The organism is Desulfosarcina sp. (assembly GCF_041551955.1).
In the GTDB taxonomy this organism is placed as follows: domain Bacteria; phylum Desulfobacterota; class Desulfobacteria; order Desulfobacterales; family Desulfosarcinaceae; genus Desulfosarcina.
Genome location: NZ_JBFELV010000033.1, coordinates 1 through 22,682, shown reverse-complemented (window position 1 = coordinate 22,682; position 22,682 = coordinate 1). Strand labels below are relative to the sequence as shown.

Sequence of the window (22,682 nt, the reverse complement as noted above, 5' to 3'; positions counted from 1 at the left end):
TAGCCATCTATCTTCAATACCAACAATGAAAATGCCAGCCCTACGAATACGTGCTCGCGGGACTGACAAATTGTGACCTTAAAGCCTTTTATGTATCAGGTTGGCGATCAACCTACTCGGAGAAAAAAATTCAGGCGCCAAGCTTGCTGTTGATATGATCCAAAACGATGGTATGTTCATGTTGCGGGCTGAACAAAACGAATTCAGCATCCTGGTTGACTTTCACAGTATGACCCGGTGGCCAATAGAACATATCCCCGGCATGTGTATCCTCCTTCTCTCCATTAATGTAGGTGACCGTTAGATTCCCTTTTATGAGATAGCCCCAGTGTGGTGCCTGACAAAGGTCGTTTTCAAGGCCCTGGAGCAGTGGAGCGATATCAGTACCCGCATCCATTTTGAAGTGTTCGGCGCCAATTTTTCCGTATCCCGTTGCGTCGCCGAAATCCGTTTTTTGGCGAGCCACAGCACCCGGTGCATTTACCTTTATCGGAACATCGCTGGTTCGAATGTGCATGTTATACTCCTTCTTTTTTTTGGTGTTGGAAATTACATCCCTTATTCAAATGGGATTTTATACGATACGAGCCTAATTTCTTGATACTGGACGATATTATGAAAGATAGCCGTTGTTATGCGTACTACAATGTATTACTTTAATTAATTATTTCAAACTTTAAATACAATCTTTTCAGCAACAGTCTCTGATGTGCTGATTCCAACATTAGTTTTCTGATCTTACGTTGGATGAATTCAGAATAGAGGGTCTGAATCCAAAAACTATCGAAGGCGAGGAAGCCGTGGCATTCCAGGACGTGCTCAGAAAGACTGTAAAATGGCTCGAGCAGGATAAACGGATCGCTTACACTGCAATCAAGCGGCAATTCTCAGTCGATGACAATTATTTAAACGACCTTAAAAAGGCTATCATTTACACGTTCCCTCAGTCCGTGGAGGACGATGGCCGTGGGTTGGTCTGGATCTCCGAATCAAAATTGTCAGATTCAGAAGATAACAAAAAAATAATAGAGACGGCGCGTCTCCGCGCGTTGCTCCCGATAGTAATGATGGTCCTTCAGAGGGAAAAACGCGTTACCTACTCAGCGTTGAAATTCATATTCGGCATCGACGATGAATTGCTGAAAATCCTTTGTAAAGAACTTATTTTTAAGAAAGTAGTCCGTGAGGAACAGAATGAAGGTCTGGTTTGGATAGGTGATGTTCACGGATCCGGAAACTCGTTGGGATCAAACCTAGCTTTCATTAATCACATGGGAAAAAATAGGTTAAAAGCCAATGACCCGCCTATTATCGTCCCTGATTCAAATGCGAATGATGGACCAAACGGCACTATCGCTATTCCCGGTTCACCGCTAACGATCCCTCAACTATCTGAAAGAAGGAATATTACGGTGATGTTCTGCGATATTGCAGAATCGACCAAACTCTCTGGTCAACTGGATCCAGAAGATCTGAGAGAGATCATCCGAGCCTATCAAGCAACTGCGGCAAATGTTGTCCAGCGCTTTGAAAGCTACATCGCTCAGTATTTGGGTGATGGGCTGTTGGTGTATTTTGGCTGGCCGCAAGCTCATGAGGATGATACCCAACGGGCCGTTTACTCTGGCCTCGGTATCATTGACGCTATCTCCAAATCTCTCAATGCAGAACTTGAGGCGGGAAAAGGGATCCGTTTGGATGTTCGAATTGGCATTCATACGGGTCAGGTTGTCGTCGGTGAAATGTGCAGTCAAGATCGATGTGATCTGATCGCTACAGGGGAAACCGTCAACATTGCGGCACGCATACAAGGAATCGCGGCCCTCAATGCCGTGGTGGTCAGCAACACGACGGCCAGGCTTATCAAGGAAACGTTCGACCTGGAGGATTTAGGTTTTCAGACTCTCAAGGGTATCACTGAGCCAGTCAAGGTCTTTCGGGTTAAGGGTGCCATCGAAAGATATGGAATAAAAGATAAGCACCGTTCCGGTGAAGCCCCATTGTTGGTGGGCCGCGACGAGGAAATTGGATTGCTGAAGCGCCGCTGGAAACAAAGCAAGGAGGGGGCCGGTCAAGTTGTTTTTATCGCTGGAGAGGCGGGCATCGGCAAGTCTACTTTGGTTGAAGGTTTATACGCCCAATTGGCTGAACAGGTCTCGGCACGTGTAACGTTTCGCTGCTCTAAGTATCATCGCAATAGTGCATTTTATCCGATAATCTCGCATATCGAACATGTGTTTGGGTTCACGCGTGACGACACAACGGATATTAAGGTCGGCAAAATGGAGCGAGTCATCCAAAAATCCGGCCTTCCCATGCAAGAGGCAATGCCGCTTCTTGCAGAGCTATTGTCTGTCGATGTGCCAAAAAGCCGGTACCGAGTGGCCAGCATAAGCCCACAACGTCAACGTCAACAAACACAAGATTTACTGGTGGCCTGGCTTCAAGAAGAGTCCGAACAACAGCCCATGCTGGTTGTATGGGAAGATCTGCACTGGGCGGATGCTTCAACACTGGAGCTGTTGGAGTTGTTCGTAAACCAGGCACCAACGGTTAAAATGCTGCATGTTTTGACTTCCCGCCCGGATTTAAACCCCCCATGGCCCCATCGTTCTCACATTACGCCAATTATCATTAACCGCTTGGAGAAAAAACAGGTAGAAGCCCTGATTGGGCATTTGACCAAGGGGGTGGAACTCCCTCCAGAGGTTGTTGAGCATATCGTCACCAAAACGGATGGCGTACCTTTGTACGTCGAAGAGTTGACCAAAACGATGCTTGAGTCCAAGCTGCTCCAGAAAAAGGCAGGCCGTTATGTGCTTACTGGACCGTTGTCCAAGGTTGCTATACCAACCACTTTGCATGATTCCTTAATGGCGCGGCTCGATCGCGTCCCGATTGCAAGGGAGGTCGCTCAGATCGGTGCCATACTCGGTAGGGAATTCCCTTTTGAGATGCTGCAGGCCCTTGCATCGATGGAAGAGTCCAAATTACTGGAAGGTTTGAACCGACTTATAGAAAACGAACTGCTATATCAGCGGGGACGACCGCCGCGGGCAACCTATATTTTTAAACATGCCTTGGTCCAGGAAGCGGCCTACCGATCCCTATTGCGAAAAACACGACGGAAGTATCACCAGGCAGCCGCCGAATTAATAGAAAAACAATTTACATTACTCGCCCAAACAGAACCGGAGATTATCGCTCACCATTACTCGGAAGCAGACTGTCCTGAAAAAGCCATACAATTCTGGCATCAGGCCGGTGACAGGGCACGGTATCGATCGGCTAATATTGAGGCAATCGCCCATCTGAAAAAGGCTCTCAATTCCCTTTCGGCGCTCCCGGAAACTGCCGAGCGTGCGGAAAAAGAACTCGATCTGCTGCTTGCAATGGGACCAGCGCTTATTGCAATCGAAGGTTATGCAGCACATGAAGTTGAACGTATATACTCACTTGCACGGTCGTTGTGTCGAAAAATGGGGAAAACAACTCAGCTCTTTCAGACGCTATGGGGTCTGTGGGGTTTTTATCTAGTACGTGCAAATCATAAAAATGCATATGAGGTGGGAACAGAGCTTCTTGAACTGGCTAACGATTCACAAGATGTAATCTATGGAATAGAATCCCACCTTACCATGGGAGGCGCCTTATATTGTCTGGCGAAGTTCGTCCCCGCAAGAGAGCACCTGGAAAAGGGTGCCGCTTTATATGATCCCAACCAGCATCGTTCCCATACATCTCTATTCGCAGCTGATCTTGGTGTCTTTTGCATGGTTTGGTCATCCCATCCCTTATGGCACATCGGTTTTCCTGAACAGGCACTTACCAAAAGTCGCGAGGCGGTCAAACTTGCCGAGGAATTTGCACACCCTTTTAGCTTGGCGCTCGCCTTGGACTACACGGCCATTTTTCATCAATTTCGAAGAGAGGCCGAACCGGCTCAGCAACGGGCTGAAGCCGCGATAAGTATTTGTAAGGAGCATAAGTTTTCTTACTACCTGGGTTGGGCGATGATTATTAAGGGCTGGGCGATTGCTGAACTGGGGAATTGCGAGGACGGGATCAACGAAATTAAGCAGGGCCTGGAAATTCTGCGTGATACAGGGGCTAAGAGATCGACGCCGTATTATATGGGTCTTTTAGCAACGGTTTATGCTAAGGACGGAAGGCCAGAAAAGGGGCTGCAAATTATTTCAGATGCTTTTGAAGAAGCTAATAGGCTTGAGGAATTTTGGTGGAAAGCGGAACTCTATCGGTTGAATGGGAACTTACTACTTCAACAATCACAACCGAATGTAACTCGGGCAAAGGATAGTTTTGTTAACGCCCTCAATATCGCTCGCCATCAGGGCTCGTTGATGTTGGAGCTTCGAGCGGCCACCAGTTTTCATCGGCTATGCAAACAACAAGGTATGCGCGGTGAAGAAAGTGGGTCGCTGGCGGATGTCTACAACCAGTTCACCGAAGGATTTGATACGTATGACTTGATGAATGCCAGAGGTCTCATTGATGAAATGCAAAAAGATAAAAATGGAAATACCCACCAAAGCCGACGTTGATCCTTTTCGGGTTATCAAACGCATATGTTCATGCGGAAGTCTAAATGCAAGCCTCAATTGGAATCAAAGATTGAAAAACCGTGCACTTTCGGCAATCATGCACGGTTTTCACACCTCCACATTTTAATAAGATCCCATCGAAAATTCATCTATCCTGCATGATCTTCTCCTTAAAATAAGGATCAGACTTAAAAGAACCGGCTAAGCGGCCGGTTTGATGTTCTGATTCACCCTAAAAAAGTTATCCGGGTCGTACTTACGTTTGATCTGTTCAAGTTTATTTTGATTGACACCATAGGCTGAAGGGATGCGTTCCACCTCTTCCTCGGTCATGAAGTTTACGTATACGCTACCAGTGGCATATGGTTCGACCCTGGCAAAAAACTCCCGAGCCCAGGAGATGCATGCTTCGTCTTCCTCGGCTGATTCCCAGCGGGCATGCATGTTCATCACAAATTTTGTGTCTCGAGCGTAGTAAGCTGTGGCATCCGGTGCTACGAGGCTGGCCTGCCCGCCAAGAAGGCCTATGAAGGTTTCGCACTGAGCAGAGGGAAGTTTACCAGCGTACTCGATGGCAGTGGCGATAGCAGCATCACTGAGTTCGGAAAAGTTATGTGATTTCCAATAATTTCTGGATCCTGGGGCCAACAGAGGATCAAAGGCTTTCTGCCAAGCAGAGTACGGCATCGGTCCGATGTGATCACCGTAGGGTTGGCCAAACCTAAGTAAAGGTTTGATGATCGACATTCCTTGCACTGGATCGCCGTCAAAGAATAACGCCAGCACAACGACGCCTTTACCATGAACGTCCTCCGGCAAAAAGGGCATGGGTGGCGCTTGTCTAAGGACAACCCAGACGTTAAGGTCTTCATGGAGGTTATCCACGAAACGCCGATATTCAGTGAGCACTGTTTCAGCTTGCTCAAGCGGGTAGACGATAAATCCAGCCAGTATTTCCGGGCCTACCGGATGAAGCTGAAATTCAAACAGGGTTACGATGCCGAAATTGCCCCCGCCCCCGCGAATTGCCCAGAACAAGTCAGGGTTCTCGTCCGCGCTGGCCCGGATCCGTTTTGCATCTGCAGTAATGATTTCGACCGAGACAAGATTGTCGACTGTCAAACCGTATTTGCGTGTTAACCAGCCAAAACCCCCACCAAGGGTTAACCCGGCAACACCGGTGGTTGAATTGATCCCCAGTGATGTAGCCAGACCGAACGCCTGTGCTTCGTGATCGAAATCCCCAAGGCTAGCACCGGGTTCCACATAGGCACGCCGGCTGTCAGGGTTGATATGCACCGATTTCATTCCAGACAGGTCAATCATTAAGCTATCGTCGCGTATCGCAGTTCCGGCGATGTTGTGTCCGCCGCCACGGACCGATACCAACAGATCGTTGTCACGGGCCACCCTCACGGAAAGCATGACATCGCCAACGCCTGCGCATTGAACTATCCCGGCGGGCCGCCGGTCAATCATGGCATTCCAAATCCTGCGTGCCTCTTCATAATCTGGGTCATCGGGAAGCAGAATGTTTCCTCTAAGCTGTTTCTTGAATGTGTCGATTACTGTATCTGAAATGGTACCCATGGTAGTTCTCCTTATTTTATATCAATGACATAATGTTTTTGATGTGTCTGGATCTAAATTGATGATTAGCACACCGATAGTAATCACATTTGAAACCAAATAAGCGAGGAAACCACCACAGCCAGGCACGTTAAAGAAAAAGCTGGTTACATGATAGGTACGGACGGTTTGATCTCAAATTGGCATTGACAACGATCAAATACCCATAAATTTTAAACAGATTTCAATTGCAGCGTCACTCTGAGATTGCAAAGACTCCGCTTTTAGTGGGGTTAAAGCCCAATGCGGTTCTCCAGAAAGCTCAAGGTCACAATTACTACCAGGCAAACCAGTTTGTCATTCCGGACGTAGCGTAGCGAAGATCCGGGATCCAGGACGGTTCGTGGGGGGCTGGATTCCCGCTTTCGCGGGAATGGCACCAAAAAAAGACCGGCTTGAGTTTTATAGATAACCGTAAAGCCTAATTCGAAAGTTAAAAGTTAACCATTCATCCTATTGATGCAAGCTACCCCAAGTCCCCAAACGTTAATCGACGATGACAAATTTTTTGGAATGTTCTGATAGGCTGGGATCGCCGGATACAATCCTTGCCCTTTTCCGTTGGATAGTCATTGCTGCGATTCCCAGATCAAATACCACCGTTTGTATAACCGGTGTTTGCTGCTATCTCGCTGGAATAAATTAGGAATTTAACCCATACAATACCTTGTCGTTTACCATGCCCGCATTCGCCTGCCTGAAATTGCATGTTTGGACTGTCTAAGACAGATTCGATGAAACTTTGGCCGGTGAAGGTTTTTCCAACGGCATACAACTCAACGTTTCATGCCGGTACGTGCCGTTTGCTTTAACCTGGGTTCGATCGTCGGCAATTAGAGTTTTGAAAACCCATGATTAGACAGTTACGGCCGTCGTGGATTTCTCTCAATGCACGACAACCCAACTCAATTGCATGCGATACAAACGTTGCAACATGTAGTCACCACTTGATCGTTTTTTCGAACCCAGTTGAACCGGCATGAAATAACATGGGCCTTCGGCGTATTTCCAAATACGTTCTCTAGCGCGTGCTGCAATGTCCAATTGCTCACGCCTGACTTCTGGCAACGTCCTTTAACAGCGATATTTTCCTGGCATGCACGTCAACACACGCCGTGCCGCATACCTTGACCCAGCATTCAACCGCCTGAATGAACCGATCCCCTTCCCGGAAGAAATGCAGCGATTAAAAGCCCTCGCCGCGTCTTTTGTCGAATCCTGAATCACCCGCTGACCTGCACCCGGCTCCGCCTTTCGCCGTGTAATTCTGATCCAGAGTACGGTTAGTAAACGCCGATTGCATCAGTTTCCGCCGACCAGATCCGCCGCCACTGCCTGACCACTTCGACCTCATTTTTTTTATTCGATTTTTTCTAAAAAAATAGAGGGTCTGCAAGCCGATCGATAAAATTACCGCTTGCCTGGCAAATCAAATGCTTTAGCACGGCACCTCAACTGCCGAAGGTGGGACTAGATTTGTTCCTTATGCAATGAATCCAGGAGAACGACTTTGATCATGAATGTAAAACCAACACTTTGTCAAAGGATCTGCCAAAGCTTCATGTTCGTTCCGCTCATCATCCTCATGACAGCCCCGGCAGTGACAGCGGCCCGTGTGATCCTGCGCTGGGATCCCAATGTTCCTTCTCCCCAAGGTTACCGGGTGTTCGCCCGAAAGATCGATCAGGCCTACGATTACACCCGACCCGAGTGGGAAGGCGCTGCCGCCACCTGTACCCTCGACAATCTCCAAGGTCAGACCGAATACTACTTCATCGTCCGGGCTTATGATGGCGGTATGGAGAGTGCCGACTCCGCCGAAGCCCACTATATTCCGCCCGTACTGGACAATGACGGCGACGGCATACCCGACAACTGGGAAGCCCGCTTCGGCCTGAATCCCCGGGTCGATGACGGCGACGGTGACCTCGATCAGGACGGCATCAGCAACCGCGATGAATTCCGCGCCGGCCTGGGGCCTGATGATCCGGGCATGGGAGCGGCGCCGCAGCCTCCGGAGCTACTGTTCCCGGAATCCGATGCCCGGGTGGAGTGCAACCCGCTGCTGGATGCCGGCGTTATTTCAGACGCCGACGGGGATGCCCATATCGCCACCCAGTGGCAGGTTGCGGACAGCCTTACGGGAGATATCCTGCTGGACGTGGTGACCGATCGCTGGCTCAACCTGTTGCGCGTGCCGCTGCTGCTGCTCAACGGCGACGGCGCCTACGGCTGGCGGGCCCGTTTTTTCGACGCCGGTGGACGCGTGTCCGCGTGGCCGGCCTGGGCACATTTCACCACCCAGGCCGCAAATGACGATCTGGGGGGCAACGGCATCAGCGACGATCAGGAAGGCGTTGTGACCCAGGCCCATACGATGCGCTCCTTATCCTCACCAACCGCCACCTGCGAGCCCACGGAGCTGGTCGTGGCATCCGAATCGGTCGTCGCAGAAATCGAGCAGATGGCGTTGATCGACCCGATCGATCTGGAAATCGACGAGACGACGCCGGACCGCCTGCCGTCAGCCATGCTGGCCTACAAGCTGAGGCTTCACCAACCCGGCCAGCGGGTGCTGGTGACGATAAACCTCTCCGACCCGGCGCCTGCCGGCGCCACGTGGATCAAGTACGATGCGGTCAATGGGTGGCAGGATTATTCCCATCACGCGGCAATATCCGCAGACCGCCATTCGGTGACTGTTGAGGTCAAAGACGGTGGTTATGGGGATGCCGATGGCGTGGCAAACGGAATCATCATCGACCCGTCGGGGCTCTCCGCCCCGGCGGTCAGTACTTCACCGACCGCCACCGGGGGCGGCAGAGGCGGGCATTGCTTTATATCCGCGCTTTACTAAAAGATGGATGACTGGGTTCTTGTCGTTAAAAATTCGAGAATTCTCATTCCTTTGTAGGAGTTCCCTTTGCTGTTCAGCTTCGGACCCCAGACGGCGATACTGAACTTCCCGGGGTGAATCGCCAGTATGCCACCACCGACGCCGCTTTTTCCCGGCAGCCCCACCTTGAAGGAGAACTCTCCGGCCTCATCGTAAAAGCCACAAAGCTGCATAATTGCATTAATGCGCTTTGATTTGCTGGCATCAACGACCCTGACGTTGGTCAATGGATTGACACCGTTCGAGGCAAGAAACAAAAATTCCTGGGCTAATTCTTTGCAGGTCATTTCAATGGAGCACAGGTTGAAATAAAAGTCCAAAACGACCTCGATATCATTTTTAATATTGCCAAATGACTTCATTAAATTAATCAGGGCCGCGTTTTTAAAACCCGTCTTTTTTTCTGACTCGGCAACCCGTGGGCAGTAATCAATATTCTTATTTCCAGAGACCCTTCGCGCGAACTCAATAAAGGCCTGCTTGGTATTTTTCAGGCGGCTGACAAGCACATCACAAATGACCAGGGCACCGGCATTGATCAAGGGGTTTCGGGGGATACCTTTTTCATATTCCAATTGAACCAAGGAGTTAAAAGGGGTTCCCGACGGTTCAACGCCTACCCTGTCCCACAATTTGTCCGCTTCTAGTTCAAAGGCCAATGCCAGGGACAATACTTTTGAGATGCTCTGGATGGAAAATTTATCGTTGGAATCGCCTAAACAGTAGTTCTGGTTATCTATGGTGGTGAGATGAATGCCGAATTTATTGGGATCGACATTTCGTAATTCCGGGATATACGAGGCAATGGTACCGATGTCATCCATTTCCCGCAATTCTTCAGCCATTTCCAAAAACAGTTTTTGATAGTCGATAAACGGTTCCGATATCATGTTGTCCACCATTATTTGGGCCATGCCTTGGATTTACGCATCGGAGCATCCTCATTGCCGCAAGCAGAGCATCGATACTGAATAGCCTTCCATCACAATTAACACGCGATGGCAAGGGTAATTCCCGTAGCTTATATAGGATGTTGAAAAACTGTTGCGCTTGGCAATGCAACGTTAAAATTTGGCTCAAATGCTTATTTAACCCACACCACTCCGCTCTTTCACCAAATGTTGCCCCGTCTTGCCTGCGCTCATGACGTTTTTTAACAGCCTGCTAATCGGGATTAGCCAGCGAACGGGGGCAAAACAACCGGGCCAACGGGCTGTCTACCATTTTACGGGCTTGAATCTGGAAAATCATGCTTATTTTGATATCATTAGGCTGATTGCCGTTCTTGGACGAAATACCCTATGGATCTTATCTTCAATGCACATACATTCGCCCTTCACAGCGAATAAAAAGTATAGGGGTCATTATGCAAACAAAAGCCATATCCGTGTCTAACCCATTGCTTGTTATTATTTTATTGACGCTAACGATAGTTGCCGCTGCTTTACTGTTTCTTAGCACGTCGGCAATAGCCGCCGGAAGCTCCTCGAGTTCGGTATCAAAAACCGATACCTCATATGACAAACGCCAGAGGGCCAACGTCCGTTTCGAGAAGGGCGAATCCTATCAGAAACAAGGCCAATACGAAAAAGCAGCTCGTCAGTATGAAAAAGCCGTCAAGGCCGATGACGGTTATGGCAAAAGCTTACAGTAATTTAGGATTCTGTTACCGCAAGCAGGGACAGTTGGACCGGGCGATACGCACATATAAACGGGCTATCGATTTGAAACCGGATTTGGCCGAGGCCCACGAATACATCGGCGAGGCCTATGCCGAAATGTCCAAATTCGATCTGGCCGAAAAACATCTACAGGTCCTGAAAGTCTTGGGTTCGGATGAGGCGGCTGAGTTGGAGGCCTTCATTCAAGAACAGAAATCCAAATCCTGACCAGGGGTTGCGGCCGGCAGGCACTAACTCAGGTTGATCAGGCAAACTGCCACCCCCGCCAAGGTTAGAAATGCGTAGTTAACCAGGCGCAGCCGTTCGCGCCAAACCAGCAGGCTGGCCAGGGTGGTGAGCGTGATCACCCCCAACCCCAGTGTGGGAAAGGCCACTGAGCCCGGCAGATGAGCCAGGGCGCGGATCCAGAAATAAGTGGCCAGGATGTTCGTCGCCCCCAAGACAACGCCCCAGAAAAGGCAAGGCCTGCCGGGCGGGGGTCCTTTAAGGAGCTGGGATCCGGTAAGAATCAAGGCGGAGCCGAAGATTACCATCATAAAGCCGTTAGGGTCGGCTAAAGGCGCAAGCTCAGCCTGCACCTTAAACATGAAGTCGGTCATCCCGTAGACGGCAAAGAGCAGCAGCCCCCAGATCGTTCCCTTCCACGCCGCCTTTCCGGCCTTTCCGAAATGCAATGGCTCCTTACTGGCCAGAGGCAGGCAGCAAAAGGCCAAAATGAGCCCCCAAATTTGATATTTACTGGCCTGTTCGGAAAAAAGCATGAGGGAGCCCAGTGTGGGAAGTGCGGCGGACAGGCGCATCAGGGTGGTGGAAAGCGCCAGACCCGCAGAGGCGATGGCACGGTCGAATAGCCAGAGAGACAGCACGTACATGAAGCCCACGAAGATGCCCAGTAACCAAACAAATGGCGAATCCAGGTCCGGAGGCTGCCAGGCACCCCAGGCCAAAAGACCAAGCAGGCACACCAGATAGTTGACAGCCAGGAATTGACCCAGTTTGAAGCCCTTGGCATTGGCAACCTTCATGGTCATGGCCACCCCACTGGAAAAGATTGCGGCCAAGGCCAAAAATGCAATCCCACGCATGACTCTCCACCATGATCCAGGATGATAATGATATAATTTTCCGTCAAGTGATTCTATATTTTACTAGTGCGGTTGAATCTGTATGGTTTTCTCAGAATTGACGCGCGATGTAAACCCGGATTTGACGGTTTACCTTCATAGAGCTGCCCAGCCCGACCAATACTGGCGCCGGAAAGAAAAAAAAGGTCGCCACACATGCAGTCACCATTTTATTTCCACGGGGTTCCGGCAATTCTCAGCCCTATGGCCACACCCTTTCAATTGTGGGTCAAATCAGATAAGAACCGTTACATGCTTCGACAGACTTTTTTGCATATCCCGGGTATCGGACCGAAAACGGAACAGGGCTTGTGGGCCGCTGGTGTGGATGATTGGGATGCCTTTTTCGACGATGTATCCCTTAAGTTGTCGGCATCCAAACGGGCGGCCATTGCCGATATGCTGACCGAATCCAGACACCAGCTGGATCGCCGGAACCCGGATTTTTTCGCCCGACGGTTGCCCGCCAGCCAGCAGTGGCGGCTGTTCAGCGAATTCCGTGGCCAGACCGCCTACCTGGATATCGAAACCACCGGGCTGGAGGCGGACTGCACGATCTCCACCATCGCCGTGTACGACGGGTCGAGGATGGTCACCTACGTGAATGGAAAAAATCTGGACGACTTCATCGACGACATCCGCCGCTACAAGCTTCTGGTGACTTACAACGGCAAGTGCTTCGACGTCCCGGTGATCGAGCGGTATTTAGGCATAAGACTGAACCATGCCCATATCGACCTGCGATACGTGCTGGGCGGCTTGGGGTTAAAGGGCGGGCTCAAGCGTTGCGAGGCGCAGTTGGGAATGCACCGCGGTGATCTCGAAGACATCGACGGGCTGTTCGCGGTGGTGCTCTGGAAGGCCTATCTGCGAAACCATGACCAGCAGGCCCTGGAAACCCTTCTCGCCTACAACCTGCAGGATGCCATCAATCTGGAGTCGTTGATGGTCACCGCCTTCAACCTGAACGTTCGCCGGACCCCCTTTAATCGCAGAATTCAGCTGTCCGTACCACCAACACCCGCAAACCCGATTCCCGCCCACCGGCGCACCATTGCGCGCTATCGCAATGAGGTTGCCTTCATCCGCTCCTTGCAGCCTCAGTGGTAAAAAAACGCCGCTCCCCGGGCATTCGAATCGGCAGCCCGCCGGACGCCAAATTCGGGCATGCCGAGTAGGGTGCCTGATGGACGGCCTCATGTCGTTTATACCACGCAGGACAATTCACGGCTGTTCCAACTGATTAACTCTAATTTTCAGCAACTTCCTACAGCATGAGGGTGACCGCCACAAGTTCCTGGTTGGCGGCTTACCCGGTTCATTGATTGGAAATTCGGAATCAATATGGTCATCGACCTTTGTGGTCCGTCCAGCTGTCATTCGCCGACGACCGTCCGTTGAAATTTGCACAACATCATTCCATGCCTATTCTATAGATTGGGAGGAGTACGGCAATAATCTGATTCGTAAATAAATATCAAAAAGCCGTAGGATAGATTTAGGAGCAAGGAATGGCAATTCAAGTCGTCATCAAAAGAGATGTCAAACAGGGCCGGCAAGCGAAAGAATTAGTCCCTCTTATTTTACAAATGAGAGCCAGCGCCATGTATCAGCCTGGCTATATTTCAGGGGAAACCTGGTGTGACATAGAACATCCCGGAGAATGCATCGTTATCAGCAAATGGGAAACGATTGAAGACTGGAATAGATGGGCCCAAAATCAAACAAGGGCGATGATTGACCAGAAAATTGAATCCTTAACCGGAAAAAAATCAGAATATCGTATTTATTCATCAATGACACCACAACCACTCGTTGAAAAAGCGCCCAAGAGACAAGCTGGACGCAACTGATCGCAGTTTGCCTGATTTTCTGAAAAACGCACCTAAGCCTTCTTCGATTCTACTGATCCAACAGCAAGTCTCCGATTTTTAATAAAATTAATATATTACCGGGAGGTTAAAAATGATCAGCAAACAACAAACACTGTTTGAACGAATCGGTGGCGATCAGGCTATCACTGAGCTTATCCATAAATTCTATGATCGTGTCGTTGCTGATCCAGAGCTAAAACCGTTTTTTAAGAACGCGTCTATGGAAAAAATCCGACGTATGCAGCGTGAATTCTTCAGTGCAGCACTGGATGGTCCGATCACCTATACGGGTAAACCGCTTGGCTATGTCCACCATGGAAGAGGTATCACCAAACATCATTTTGCGCTTTACGTAGGCCACCTAATTCAAGCGCTTGAAAAGATAAATATAAATGATCAAGATGTGCAAGACATTATCAGCCGAATCAATACTTATGCAGACGAGATCACCGGGACTGCGGGATCAATGGGGTAACGATCGATCCAATTTCGTATGGGCCGAGGTCCGGGCGGAGAACCCTTCCCGCGGCAAGCCGCGGGGAGGGTTCAATCCTGTACAAGGAATAGTCCAAGCGTTCCTATTTTTGGATGATCCTTTTTAGTGAAAACATGTGAGATCAAAGAAACGGGTAGTCATTGTATCCCTTTTCATCGCCGCCGTAAAAGGTGTTCTGATCCGGTTCATTGAGCGGGGCGTTGCGGCGATAGCGTTCCACCAGGTCCGGATTAGCCAGGTAGGGAACCCCGAAGGCCACCAGGTCCGCCGCATTTTCGGCGATAGCCTTTTCAGCAGTGTCCCTGCCGCAACCACCGTTGATCATCATGGTTCCCTTATAGATCTTGCGAAGTTCGGCGGCCACAGGTTCAACGCCCTCCTGGCTCTTAAACGTGGGATGGCCGGGCAGCGGTTCGATGAGGTGCAGGTAGGCCAGGGGAATGTCGTTCAGCGCCGCCACCAGTTGGCTGTACAGGGCCAAGGGGTCCGAGTCGTGCATGTCGTTGAAGACCCCCCGCGGGGAAATGCGAAATCCGACCCTGCCCGGCCCCCACACCTCGACCACAGCGGTGACCACCTCCAGGGCAAACCGCATCCGATTGGGGATGTCTCCGCCGTAGGCGTCCTTCCGACGATTGGACCCGTCCTTCAGAAACTGCTCGATGAGATAGCCGTTGGCGCCATGGACCTCCACGCCATCGAAACCGGCGCTTTTGGCCAGCCTTGCCGCGTGGGCAAACTGCGCTACGATAGCCGGGATCTCATCGGTGGTCAGCGACCGGGGCATGGTGGGCGGTTCGAAGCCATTGGGCGTGAACACCATGGTCTCCGCCTTGACGGCCGACGGTGCGATGGGGTCACCACCACCTGGTTGCAGGGATGGATGCGATACTCGGCCGGTGTGCCAGATCTGGCTGAAAATGCGGCCGCCTTTGGCGTGAACCGCATCAGTGACCGCCTGCCAGCCCCGAGCCTGATCATCGGTGTAGAGGCCTGGGGTAAATACATATCCAGTGGCCTTGTCCGAAACCTGGGTGGCCTCGGTAATCAACAGCCCGGCCGTTGCGCGCTGGGTGTAATGGGTGACCGCGATCGGTTTGGGCACGCCGTTTTCATCATTCCGGTTGCGCGTCATGGGTGCCATAACCATGCGGTTGGGCAGGTTCAGCGCGCCCAGGGTGTACGGGGAAAACAGTGGATTCGTCATGCTTGGTTTCCTTTCATTTTTTCAATCAGTCAAATTATGACCGGTCATCTAAATGTCAACCCGGCCAACCAACCGCCTCACCGGTTTTGCAGCGTTCCGTGCAACAAGGGACGGCCTTGATTCATTCGTGATTGCCCTTATTTTTTGGTGAGTAGGAAACGTGTCTACCATCCGTTTCCACATCAATCCGGGAAGCGTCTGCTGAGCGTTCGTTCGATTCCTGTTGCCTGTGTCAATTATCTTGCCGGATTCTGACACTAAAGCACCCCGTACCCTGGCAGCATCAGGTGAAATTTGCACTGGATCCCTGACGCGTCATAGGGTTGGACAAGGTATTGGAGGTAAGCCATGGTTAATAAAACTGAATTATGTAAAAAAATAATGGGAATCTATCCAGAACTTGGATCGTGCGATCGCAATCTGATAATTAATTGGGATCAAAAAAACAATGCCTGGGCAGTGGACTTTGAACTGAAGGGAGAAAAGATAAGGCATTTCCTGGAGGATGCGGATGCCTCTGCATGCATGCTCGACAGGCAGTGCGTTGGCATGAGCATCGAGTTCGGCCAATTTCTGTAACGGCTTATTTTAGTTTCCGATCGAACCCCGGGTCTCGATCTTGTCGCTGCGGAAGGCAAAGCGGCCCGAGACCCGGTCCTTGAAATAGCAGCGCAGCGTTTTTTCAACCACCTTGAAGGCGATTTCATTCCAAGGGATCTCTTCTTCCTTAAACAACCTCACCTCCGAGCTTTCGTGGGTGGGATGAAAGTTCGCCGCCAGGAGGCGTGAGCAGAACATCAAATAAATCTGGTGAATGTGAACGATATCGACCATCAGGTAGGGAGTCAAATCCACCACCGTTGCACCCGTCTCCTCGAGGGTCTCCCGCCGGGCGCCGGCTGCAGCGGTTTCACCGTTTTCCAGAAAACCGGCAGGCAGGGTCCAGTACCCCCTGCGCGGCTCGATGTCCCTGCGGCACATCAGGATACGACCCTCCCAGACGGGAATACAGCCCACCACAAGCTTGGGGTTCTGGTAATGGATCGCACCACAGGAGGGGCAGACGTGCCGCGGCCGGTCATCATTGACAGGAACCGTAAGCGTAACCGGTCGGCCGCACTGGGAGCAGAATTTCATCCGGTCAAATCTCCATCAGGGTGACGGATATCATCCCGCCGAAGCAGACGTCCACATCGCTGCCGATCGATCGGGGACGGTCGTGAATGATTCCCTGGTAACGATAAACCCCCGCATCTTCTATGTATCGATAGCGATGAGGGTGCTTGTCCAACGGGCAGAGTTGGGTGGCGAGCGCCGATCTGGCGGTGATGGGACTGGGCAGATTGATGTTCCAGAACTGCCCCGGCGCTAGTTTTTTTTCTAAAATGGCCGCAAGCACCCGGGAAACCTGCACCTGTGCAGCCGGCCAGTCGACGGTCCAGTCAGGCGCGATGTATTGGGACACGGCCATGGCGCGAACACCCAGAATGGCGGCTTCCCGGGCGGCCGCGACGGTCCCCGACTGGTAAACATCGCTGCCCAGATTGGCCCCCGGATTGATGCCGGCGATGACCCAGTCGACATCGGGCACCAACTGCTTGACGGCCAGACGGGTGCAGTCGGCCGGTGTGGCATGAACCACATGCGTGTGGCTGTCCGGCCGGTCCACGCGGATCGGCTTTCTCATGGTCACCCGATGGCCTACGTTGGACTGGGGGGTCGCCGGCGCAACGACCGATACATTTGCCAGCGCCTTTACCGATTCAACCAGCGCGGCAAGTCCTGGCTGATCAAAGCCATCATCATTGGTGACGACAATTTTCAATTGTAACTCCGCCAAGGGGTTGGATGGGTAAAAACAACGGCAGGATCATACCAGCCCGCAGGCAGAATGCAACCCCCACCCGTTCGACGTCAGCCATATCGGGCGCAGGCACGCAGGATGCCTTCCCCACCGGCTTGAACGGGTGAATGTTGGGCGGCACGATCCCGAATACTTCGGTATGCAGTGTGGTCGCCCGGAAACAATCAATCCGGGCAGGGGCTGTCGGCCAGGCGCTCCCAGCGATTCAGCAACGCTGCGGAGGTCAATTTCCCCAGGCCGTTGTTTTCGAAGAAAGAGAAGATCTCCCTGCTGTTTCCCTGGCGCCACAGCCGTTTAAGCACCGCTCCGGTTTCGACGCGCAGGCACCAGCGGCTGCCCAGGCGGTGTCGGAGGTGGTCGGCCAGCACCGCCTCGCCCATCCATCCCAGCAGATAATCCGCACAGTATAATTCGGGCACCAGATCAAACAGATGGCTTTCAGGCTGGTGGTAGAAGCCGGTGACCCGGGCCATGGTATCGGCATAGGGTCGGCCGTCGGACAGGTCGCCGCCGGCAAACATCTCGAACTCGCTGATGAACTTGGCGGCGTACCGGCGGAAAACGGAAAGATCCTTCAGGTCTTTATAGTAGACGATCGTGGCAACGGTTTCCTCGGGCAGCCCCATCACCGATTCAAGGACCGGCCGGCACAGCGCCATTCGCTGCAGCAGAAAAGCGTAAACCTCGGAGAGGTTGAAAGCCGTGGCCAGTTCACGATCCACAGCCGGCAGGGACGGATCGGTGGTAACCGCCGACAGCCCGTGCCCCAACTCGTGCCAGAGGGTCTCCACATCGATCCAGCCGCCTTCGGGCCGCATGAGAAGGTGGACCTCCTGGGGTATCCTGACCATAACGGATATGGCCTGCGCACTTTGGCCTGCCGCCGGTTTTATTTTCAGGAAAAGACCCGGATGATGGGCCGGATCGAGCCCCCAACGGCTGAAAAAGCTTAAGGTGCTTTCGGGGTTGTTCACCGGACACAACTCGTCCCATTGGGCGAGACTGAGCAGATAGATGGCGTCGAAGCGGGATAGCGTTTTCAGCGGACTGTTGAAGCGCCGGCGGCTCCAGGCTTCCATGGCAGCAAAATAAAAATCGTCCGTCTGCTCGATCAGGGTTTTCATCTCCCGGTACAGCCGAGGGTAATCGATCGCCTTTTTCTGGCTGCAGTAATCGAGGTAACCGTCAAAACCTAATTCATTGGTCAGGGTTTCCAGCAGGATGTTCCAGTAGTTGACGGCAAAGGGTTTGAGCAGTTTGCAAAGTGGCCCGGTTTCCTGCTGCAGCCGCTGGCGCTTGAGCAGGGTGCTCGACTTCTGACACCAGGGAATGACTTCGGCGAAGTAAATCTTTTCGCCGTCGACATGGGCAGCCGCACCGCGGCTCCAGGTCTGCATTTCTGTTTCGTGTGGCATCAGCTTGCGCTGGAGGTAGTGATCGATCAATCCATGACGGATGCGCGCCCGGGTCGGATCGTCCCGGGTGACCGCCACGCCGGCGATGATTTCCGGCGTCAGGACCGCTTCAAATCCAGCGTAAATCTGCTCTGGAGAGCCATCGGGCGGAAGACCCTGCCACAGAGACAACGCCCGTCTGGCCCAACGGGTGTTGAGTGTCTGAATGGCTGATGTCAGGTGGTGCAGTTTATCTTGGGGTCGTTTGCGGTTCATCGGTTCTCCACCCAAAGGGCTTGTTGCCTGCCCGTGCATATGATAAATCGAATCCTTATTGAGTATAAGACAAGCAGCCTTGGCCGACAACGCGAAATATTTTCAGGAGATCGCCATGAACCACCCAACGCCCACCAGGGAAGACGCCCTGGTCCTGCTCAAAACATACAACCAGAGTGAAAGCCTCATCAAGCACGCCTTCGCCGTAGAGGGCGTCATGCGCTACATGGCCAGAAAATATGGCGAAAATGAAGAGGTTTGGGGTGTCGTGGGCCTGATCCACGACCTGGATTACGAGCAGTTTCCCGACCAGCACTGCAAAAAGACCGAAGCCATCCTCAGGGAAAATAATTGGCCCGATGATCTGATCCGCGCCGTGGTCAGCCACGGCTGGGGCATTTGCAGCGATGTTAAACCGACAACCAATATGGAAAAAGTTCTCTTTGCCATCGATGAACTGACCGGCCTGGTGGCCACCTCAGCGCTGGTTCGGCCAACCAGGAGTGTCATGGATATGAAGGCCAAGTCGGTGAAAAAAAAATGGAAGGATAAACGCTTTGCCGCCGGTGTGGACCGGTCGATCATTCAAAAAGGGGCCGACATGCTGGGCGTGGAACTGGGCGATCTGATCACCGACACCATCATGGGCATGCGGGAGGTTTCCGATGCCATCGGCCTGAAGGGAGACGCGTAAAGGTGTCTGCGAACCAATTGTTGATGGTTCCGTAAAAAGTCACAAGCGGTGTCACTCCCGCGAAGGCGGGAGTCCATAACTATCTGAAACTTATAGATCCCCGCCTTCGCGGGGATGACAAAAAAGAGGACATCTCGACTTTTTACGGGTTCATCAATTGTTAATTTCGAATGATGAATTTTGAATTCAACAGCATCCGCCCTCCCCCCCGCAACTCGCATTCTCCTTGCCGTGAATCCAACCGGAGATGATGTAGGCCGCACAACCCACCCCCGGCGTGACCCGGATGGCGGCCGTGGGGCAGTTCAGGGCACAGGCACCGCATTCCATGCAGCCATCTTTATCCACCATCAGCACCTTTTTGCCATTCATGGCAAATACGCCGTGGGGGCAGACCATTTCGCAGGACCCGCAGCCCACACATAAATCCTCCTCGTATTCGAGGGTGGTCACGTCGGGCAGGTATCTGAATTTATCCATTGTCTTTTTCCTGTTATTGACGATTGGCACTATTTCATGAATCCGGCCCCAACCCATAAGATGATCGCAGCCAGAGCGCCGACCGCCTGGGCCGGGATGGCTCTGCGCATCTCCTTTTCCACACCGGTGGGGGAAGTAAAAGGCGTCGAGCCGGTAAAATTCATGGCCAGATAAGAACTGACGGCCATGATGAGGAGCGTCAGGGCCATCATTTCGGATCGGGCCAACTGGCCGGCTAAGATGGCCGACAGGACGGCACCGGCCGCGGCGCCGATCCCGGCGCCTTTGAGGGCAAAGGCCCTTCCCGGCAACCAGGGCAGAAAGATCGGCGCCAGAACGGCGCCGCCCACCACGGCCAGAATATATGCAAGCATGGCAGACACACCCCGCGATGTGGCGGCACTGATCGAAAAAATGTCCGAACCCAGACCGGACAGCAGAAACAGCGCCGGCAGCAGGTAGAGGGTCGGCTTGCCCATGTGATTGAGTTCCACCGGAATCAATTCCACCCGCTCCCGAAGGGTGAAGGTGACCTTGCGCATGGCCGGGGTGGCCTGCATGCCCCCGTCCAAAAATGCCTTGATGTGCCTGGCGTGCACCGGCCCCCAGATCACCTCGAAGCCGCAAAGGCGCTTCACCTGGCGAGCGGAAACGCCGGTGGCTGAAAGCTGAGGCAGTATCAGGCGCCGGTGGGTGACGACTTTTTCCAGGGCCACGGCGTTGACCCGCTCGGCCACCTCCCCAGTAGAGAAGGTCCCCTTGCCGGCCGCACACCAGACATTGATGCTTCGCGTATCCAGCACCAAAATCCAGGCGTCGATGCCGGCGAGCGAACCACGCAGGCTGTCAAAGGTGAGCTTGTAGTTGGCCGTCACCATCACCGGCGACCCGTCGTCGGGCGAACCGACGCCGTAAAGGCCTGGAGCGATGCTATACCTGTCCCGGCCAATGCCCAGGCGGGCAAGAACGGTTCCGATGCGGTCATGGCGGTCCAACCGGCTGAGCACCCGCGGAACCGCCCCTGCCGGCGTCTGTATAAAATCCGCCACGAACCCCCATAGGCGGTAGCCGGGTTTTTCGTGGGGGCTGAACGGTTGGGACGGCTGACCGCCGCAGCAGGGCGATGAATACTCGCCAGCCATCGGAAAATCCGGTTTCAGGCCTGCGGTAGGTGTCTCGGGGCAGCTGCAAGGGGTTGGGGTAACAGCGACTTTTCCATCCGGGCAACATGATGTCATCATTTACCTCGTGCGGCAGATCGCGGATATTCCGCAGCCTGTCATATCGAACCGGCGGTTCTCTTGAAGCGTTCCAGTATCTCCCTGTCCAGGCAGTAGCAGGTTCGCGGGCCCTCGACCTTCCCTTTGACAAGTCCGGCGGCCTTGAGCACTTTCAAATGCTGGCTTACGGTGGACTGGGCCAGCGGCAGAATCTGGACGATCTCGCCACAGATGCACCGGTCGATGGCCTTAAGGTGCTCAATAATCCGAATCCTGGCCGGGTGCCCCAGGGCTTTGCAAATTCCAGCAAAGGCGGTGGCGTCAAGATTCGCTTCAGCACGTTGATTCATGGGTGACTTCGCTCTGCTAACAAGGGAGATGCACATTAATCGTAAAACGACGATATAAGATAGCCAATCACCTGTCAATCGATTTCACATCGCTGCTATGGGTAGCTGAAAATCGTAGTTTCGACCACCTACCCGATCGTTGGAGGCCATGGCCAGGTATCTTGGGAGGCTGTTGGTAATCGCATCAATCAGAAACCATTACCGGAGGGAAATCAGTTTAGCAGGCCGGGCGTGACTGAAGGGGCAGTCAGTGTCACACCCGGCTCCATGTGTGACCAACCTTAGTTCTCTTTGCGCAGGATCAGACGGCACACCTTGCTTTCCGGTGCCGCGATGAAGACAAAGGAAAGAATGAATAGCGGAAGGGCAAAGAAAAGTCCCACCACCGGTAGGATCAGAAAACCTAAAAAACCCAAGGCCAGGGCCAGGGGCAGAATGATCAGCCCGATGGTCCGGCTCGACCACTTTTCACTCACACAATCTTGTTTGTTCATATCAGACCTCCAATACGGGTGCTTTCTGTTTTGGTTAGTGTATACAGTGTAATAATTACAACGATCGCGGAAATATCAATGGTTGGGTTGTGGATGGCTATTGGCAGGCAAAACCTATCGGTGGGCAGGGTGGGATGCTTGAATGATAGCGCTTCTTAACACCGATTGAACCCTCCCCGCGGCCCCGTTTGGCGGGGTCTCTGCTTCGCTCCGACAAGCCGAGGGGAATGTTCTGCCTGTAACGGCAGTGCTGCGCAGCACCGGAAGGATAAAAAAGCGACTTCCACTTCGCTCGCTATCGCGGTTCATCGAAGCGGTTATTGCAAGATATTTTATTTTTTTGTTTTACCCTTGGTAAAAATCTTGGATGCCAAATCGATATCCTCGGGACAGAAGACAAACAGGCATTTGGCCTCTGGGCCGGCCACGGAGCCGTATAC

21 protein-coding genes are annotated in these 22,682 nt (G+C 52.5%); 9 read left to right on the top strand and 12 right to left on the bottom strand.

Going from position 1 to position 22,682, the window contains the following annotated elements; all coding sequences use genetic code 11:
- Nucleotides 1-130: 130 nt before the first annotated feature.
- A complete protein-coding gene (locus ABYV26_RS04580) occupies nt 131-517 on the bottom strand; it encodes a cupin domain-containing protein (RefSeq protein ID WP_372678596.1) in 387 nt (128 codons plus the stop codon).
- Nucleotides 518-743: 226 nt separating this feature from the next.
- Here ABYV26_RS04580 and ABYV26_RS04575 point away from each other — a divergent pair, with 226 nt between their 5' ends.
- Nucleotides 744-4,562: an adenylate/guanylate cyclase domain-containing protein gene (locus ABYV26_RS04575; protein WP_372678594.1), complete on the top strand. Its 3,819-nt coding sequence runs from the start codon at nt 744-746 to the stop codon at nt 4,560-4,562.
- A gap of 201 nt (nt 4,563-4,763) precedes the next feature.
- Here the strand turns inward: ABYV26_RS04575 and ABYV26_RS04570 are convergent, their stop codons facing one another.
- Nucleotides 4,764-6,152: an FAD-binding oxidoreductase gene (locus ABYV26_RS04570; protein ID WP_372678592.1), complete on the bottom strand. Its 1,389-nt coding sequence runs from the start codon at nt 6,150-6,152 to the stop codon at nt 4,764-4,766.
- Nucleotides 6,153-7,752: 1,600 nt separating this feature from the next.
- Here ABYV26_RS04570 and ABYV26_RS04565 point away from each other — a divergent pair.
- A complete protein-coding gene (locus tag ABYV26_RS04565) occupies nt 7,753-9,048 on the top strand; it encodes a fibronectin type III domain-containing protein (RefSeq protein WP_372678590.1) in 1,296 nt (431 codons plus the stop codon).
- Here the strand turns inward: ABYV26_RS04565 and ABYV26_RS04560 are convergent.
- Complete coding sequence (locus tag ABYV26_RS04560) at nt 9,045-9,977, bottom strand: glutaminase (RefSeq protein WP_372678588.1); 933 nt, start codon at nt 9,975-9,977, stop codon at nt 9,045-9,047. The two genes, ABYV26_RS04565 and ABYV26_RS04560, sit on opposite strands and share 4 nt — an antisense overlap.
- Before the next feature lie 476 nt (nt 9,978-10,453).
- On the opposite strand from ABYV26_RS04560, the gene ABYV26_RS04555 reads away from it, so the two are divergent.
- Together ABYV26_RS04555 and ABYV26_RS04550 are read left to right on the top strand one after the other, a co-directional pair.
- Nucleotides 10,454-10,741 carry a tetratricopeptide repeat protein gene (locus tag ABYV26_RS04555; protein ID WP_372678586.1) on the top strand — a complete coding sequence of 96 codons (288 nt, stop codon included), beginning with the start codon at nt 10,454-10,456 and terminating at the stop codon, nt 10,739-10,741.
- Nucleotides 10,722-10,976, top strand: coding sequence for a tetratricopeptide repeat protein (locus ABYV26_RS04550; RefSeq protein ID WP_372678584.1), 255 nt, complete (start codon nt 10,722-10,724; stop codon nt 10,974-10,976). Before ABYV26_RS04555 ends, ABYV26_RS04550 begins: the two co-directional genes overlap by 20 nt.
- 23 nt (nt 10,977-10,999) lie before the next feature.
- Here the strand turns inward: ABYV26_RS04550 and ABYV26_RS04545 are convergent, their stop codons facing one another.
- Complete coding sequence (locus ABYV26_RS04545) at nt 11,000-11,854, bottom strand: hypothetical protein (protein ID WP_372678582.1); 855 nt, start codon at nt 11,852-11,854, stop codon at nt 11,000-11,002.
- Nucleotides 11,855-12,049: 195 nt separating this feature from the next.
- On the opposite strand from ABYV26_RS04545, the gene ABYV26_RS04540 reads away from it, so the two are divergent.
- From ABYV26_RS04540 to ABYV26_RS04530, 3 genes are all read left to right on the top strand, one after another.
- Nucleotides 12,050-13,003 carry a ribonuclease H-like domain-containing protein gene (locus tag ABYV26_RS04540; RefSeq protein ID WP_372678580.1) on the top strand — a complete coding sequence of 318 codons (954 nt, stop codon included), beginning with the start codon at nt 12,050-12,052 and terminating at the stop codon, nt 13,001-13,003.
- 401 nt (nt 13,004-13,404) lie between these two features.
- Complete coding sequence (locus ABYV26_RS04535; protein ID WP_372678578.1) at nt 13,405-13,746, top strand: antibiotic biosynthesis monooxygenase; 342 nt, start codon at nt 13,405-13,407, stop codon at nt 13,744-13,746.
- A gap of 112 nt (nt 13,747-13,858) precedes the next feature.
- Nucleotides 13,859-14,242: a group 1 truncated hemoglobin gene (locus ABYV26_RS04530; protein WP_372678576.1), complete on the top strand. Its 384-nt coding sequence runs from the start codon at nt 13,859-13,861 to the stop codon at nt 14,240-14,242.
- 142 nt (nt 14,243-14,384) lie between these two features.
- On the opposite strand, the gene ABYV26_RS04525 is transcribed toward ABYV26_RS04530, so the two are convergent.
- Nucleotides 14,385-15,470, bottom strand: a complete 1,086-nt coding sequence (locus ABYV26_RS04525; RefSeq protein ID WP_372678574.1) for an alkene reductase — start codon at nt 15,468-15,470, stop codon at nt 14,385-14,387.
- Nucleotides 15,471-15,818: 348 nt separating this feature from the next.
- Between ABYV26_RS04525 and ABYV26_RS04520 the strand changes: the two genes are divergently transcribed.
- Nucleotides 15,819-16,049: a hypothetical protein gene (locus ABYV26_RS04520; protein ID WP_372678572.1), complete on the top strand. Its 231-nt coding sequence runs from the start codon at nt 15,819-15,821 to the stop codon at nt 16,047-16,049.
- A gap of 9 nt (nt 16,050-16,058) precedes the next feature.
- Here the strand turns inward: ABYV26_RS04520 and ABYV26_RS04515 are convergent, their stop codons facing one another.
- The 3 genes from ABYV26_RS04515 to ABYV26_RS04505 all read right to left on the bottom strand — a co-directional run bounded on the left by ABYV26_RS04515 (nt 16,059) and on the right by ABYV26_RS04505 (nt 19,004).
- Nucleotides 16,059-16,607, bottom strand: a complete 549-nt coding sequence (locus ABYV26_RS04515) for an NUDIX hydrolase (RefSeq protein ID WP_372678570.1) — start codon at nt 16,605-16,607, stop codon at nt 16,059-16,061.
- Between the two features lie 4 nt (nt 16,608-16,611).
- Complete coding sequence (gene surE / locus ABYV26_RS04510) at nt 16,612-17,295, bottom strand: 5'/3'-nucleotidase SurE (protein ID WP_372678569.1); 684 nt, start codon at nt 17,293-17,295, stop codon at nt 16,612-16,614.
- Between the two features lie 203 nt (nt 17,296-17,498).
- Complete coding sequence (locus tag ABYV26_RS04505; RefSeq protein ID WP_372678566.1) at nt 17,499-19,004, bottom strand: hypothetical protein; 1,506 nt, start codon at nt 19,002-19,004, stop codon at nt 17,499-17,501.
- A 115-nt stretch (nt 19,005-19,119) separates the two neighbouring features.
- Between ABYV26_RS04505 and ABYV26_RS04500 the strand changes: the two genes are divergently transcribed.
- Nucleotides 19,120-19,698, top strand: coding sequence for an HDIG domain-containing metalloprotein (locus ABYV26_RS04500; protein ID WP_372678564.1), 579 nt, complete (start codon nt 19,120-19,122; stop codon nt 19,696-19,698).
- A 186-nt stretch (nt 19,699-19,884) separates the two neighbouring features.
- On the opposite strand, the gene hgcB is transcribed toward ABYV26_RS04500, so the two are convergent.
- From hgcB to ABYV26_RS04480, 4 genes are all read right to left on the bottom strand, one after another.
- Entirely contained in the window at nt 19,885-20,178 is a 294-nt protein-coding gene (hgcB, locus tag ABYV26_RS04495; protein ID WP_372678562.1) for a mercury methylation ferredoxin HgcB, read from the bottom strand.
- A gap of 29 nt (nt 20,179-20,207) precedes the next feature.
- On the bottom strand, nt 20,208-21,416 hold the full coding sequence (gene hgcA, locus ABYV26_RS04490) for a mercury methylation corrinoid protein HgcA (RefSeq protein WP_372678598.1): 1,209 nt from the start codon (nt 21,414-21,416) through the stop codon (nt 20,208-20,210).
- Between the two features lie 41 nt (nt 21,417-21,457).
- Nucleotides 21,458-21,748, bottom strand: a complete 291-nt coding sequence (locus ABYV26_RS04485; RefSeq protein ID WP_372678561.1) for an ArsR/SmtB family transcription factor — start codon at nt 21,746-21,748, stop codon at nt 21,458-21,460.
- A gap of 281 nt (nt 21,749-22,029) precedes the next feature.
- On the bottom strand, nt 22,030-22,242 hold the full coding sequence (locus ABYV26_RS04480; RefSeq protein WP_372678558.1) for a hypothetical protein: 213 nt from the start codon (nt 22,240-22,242) through the stop codon (nt 22,030-22,032).
- Nucleotides 22,243-22,682 lie beyond the last annotated feature (440 nt).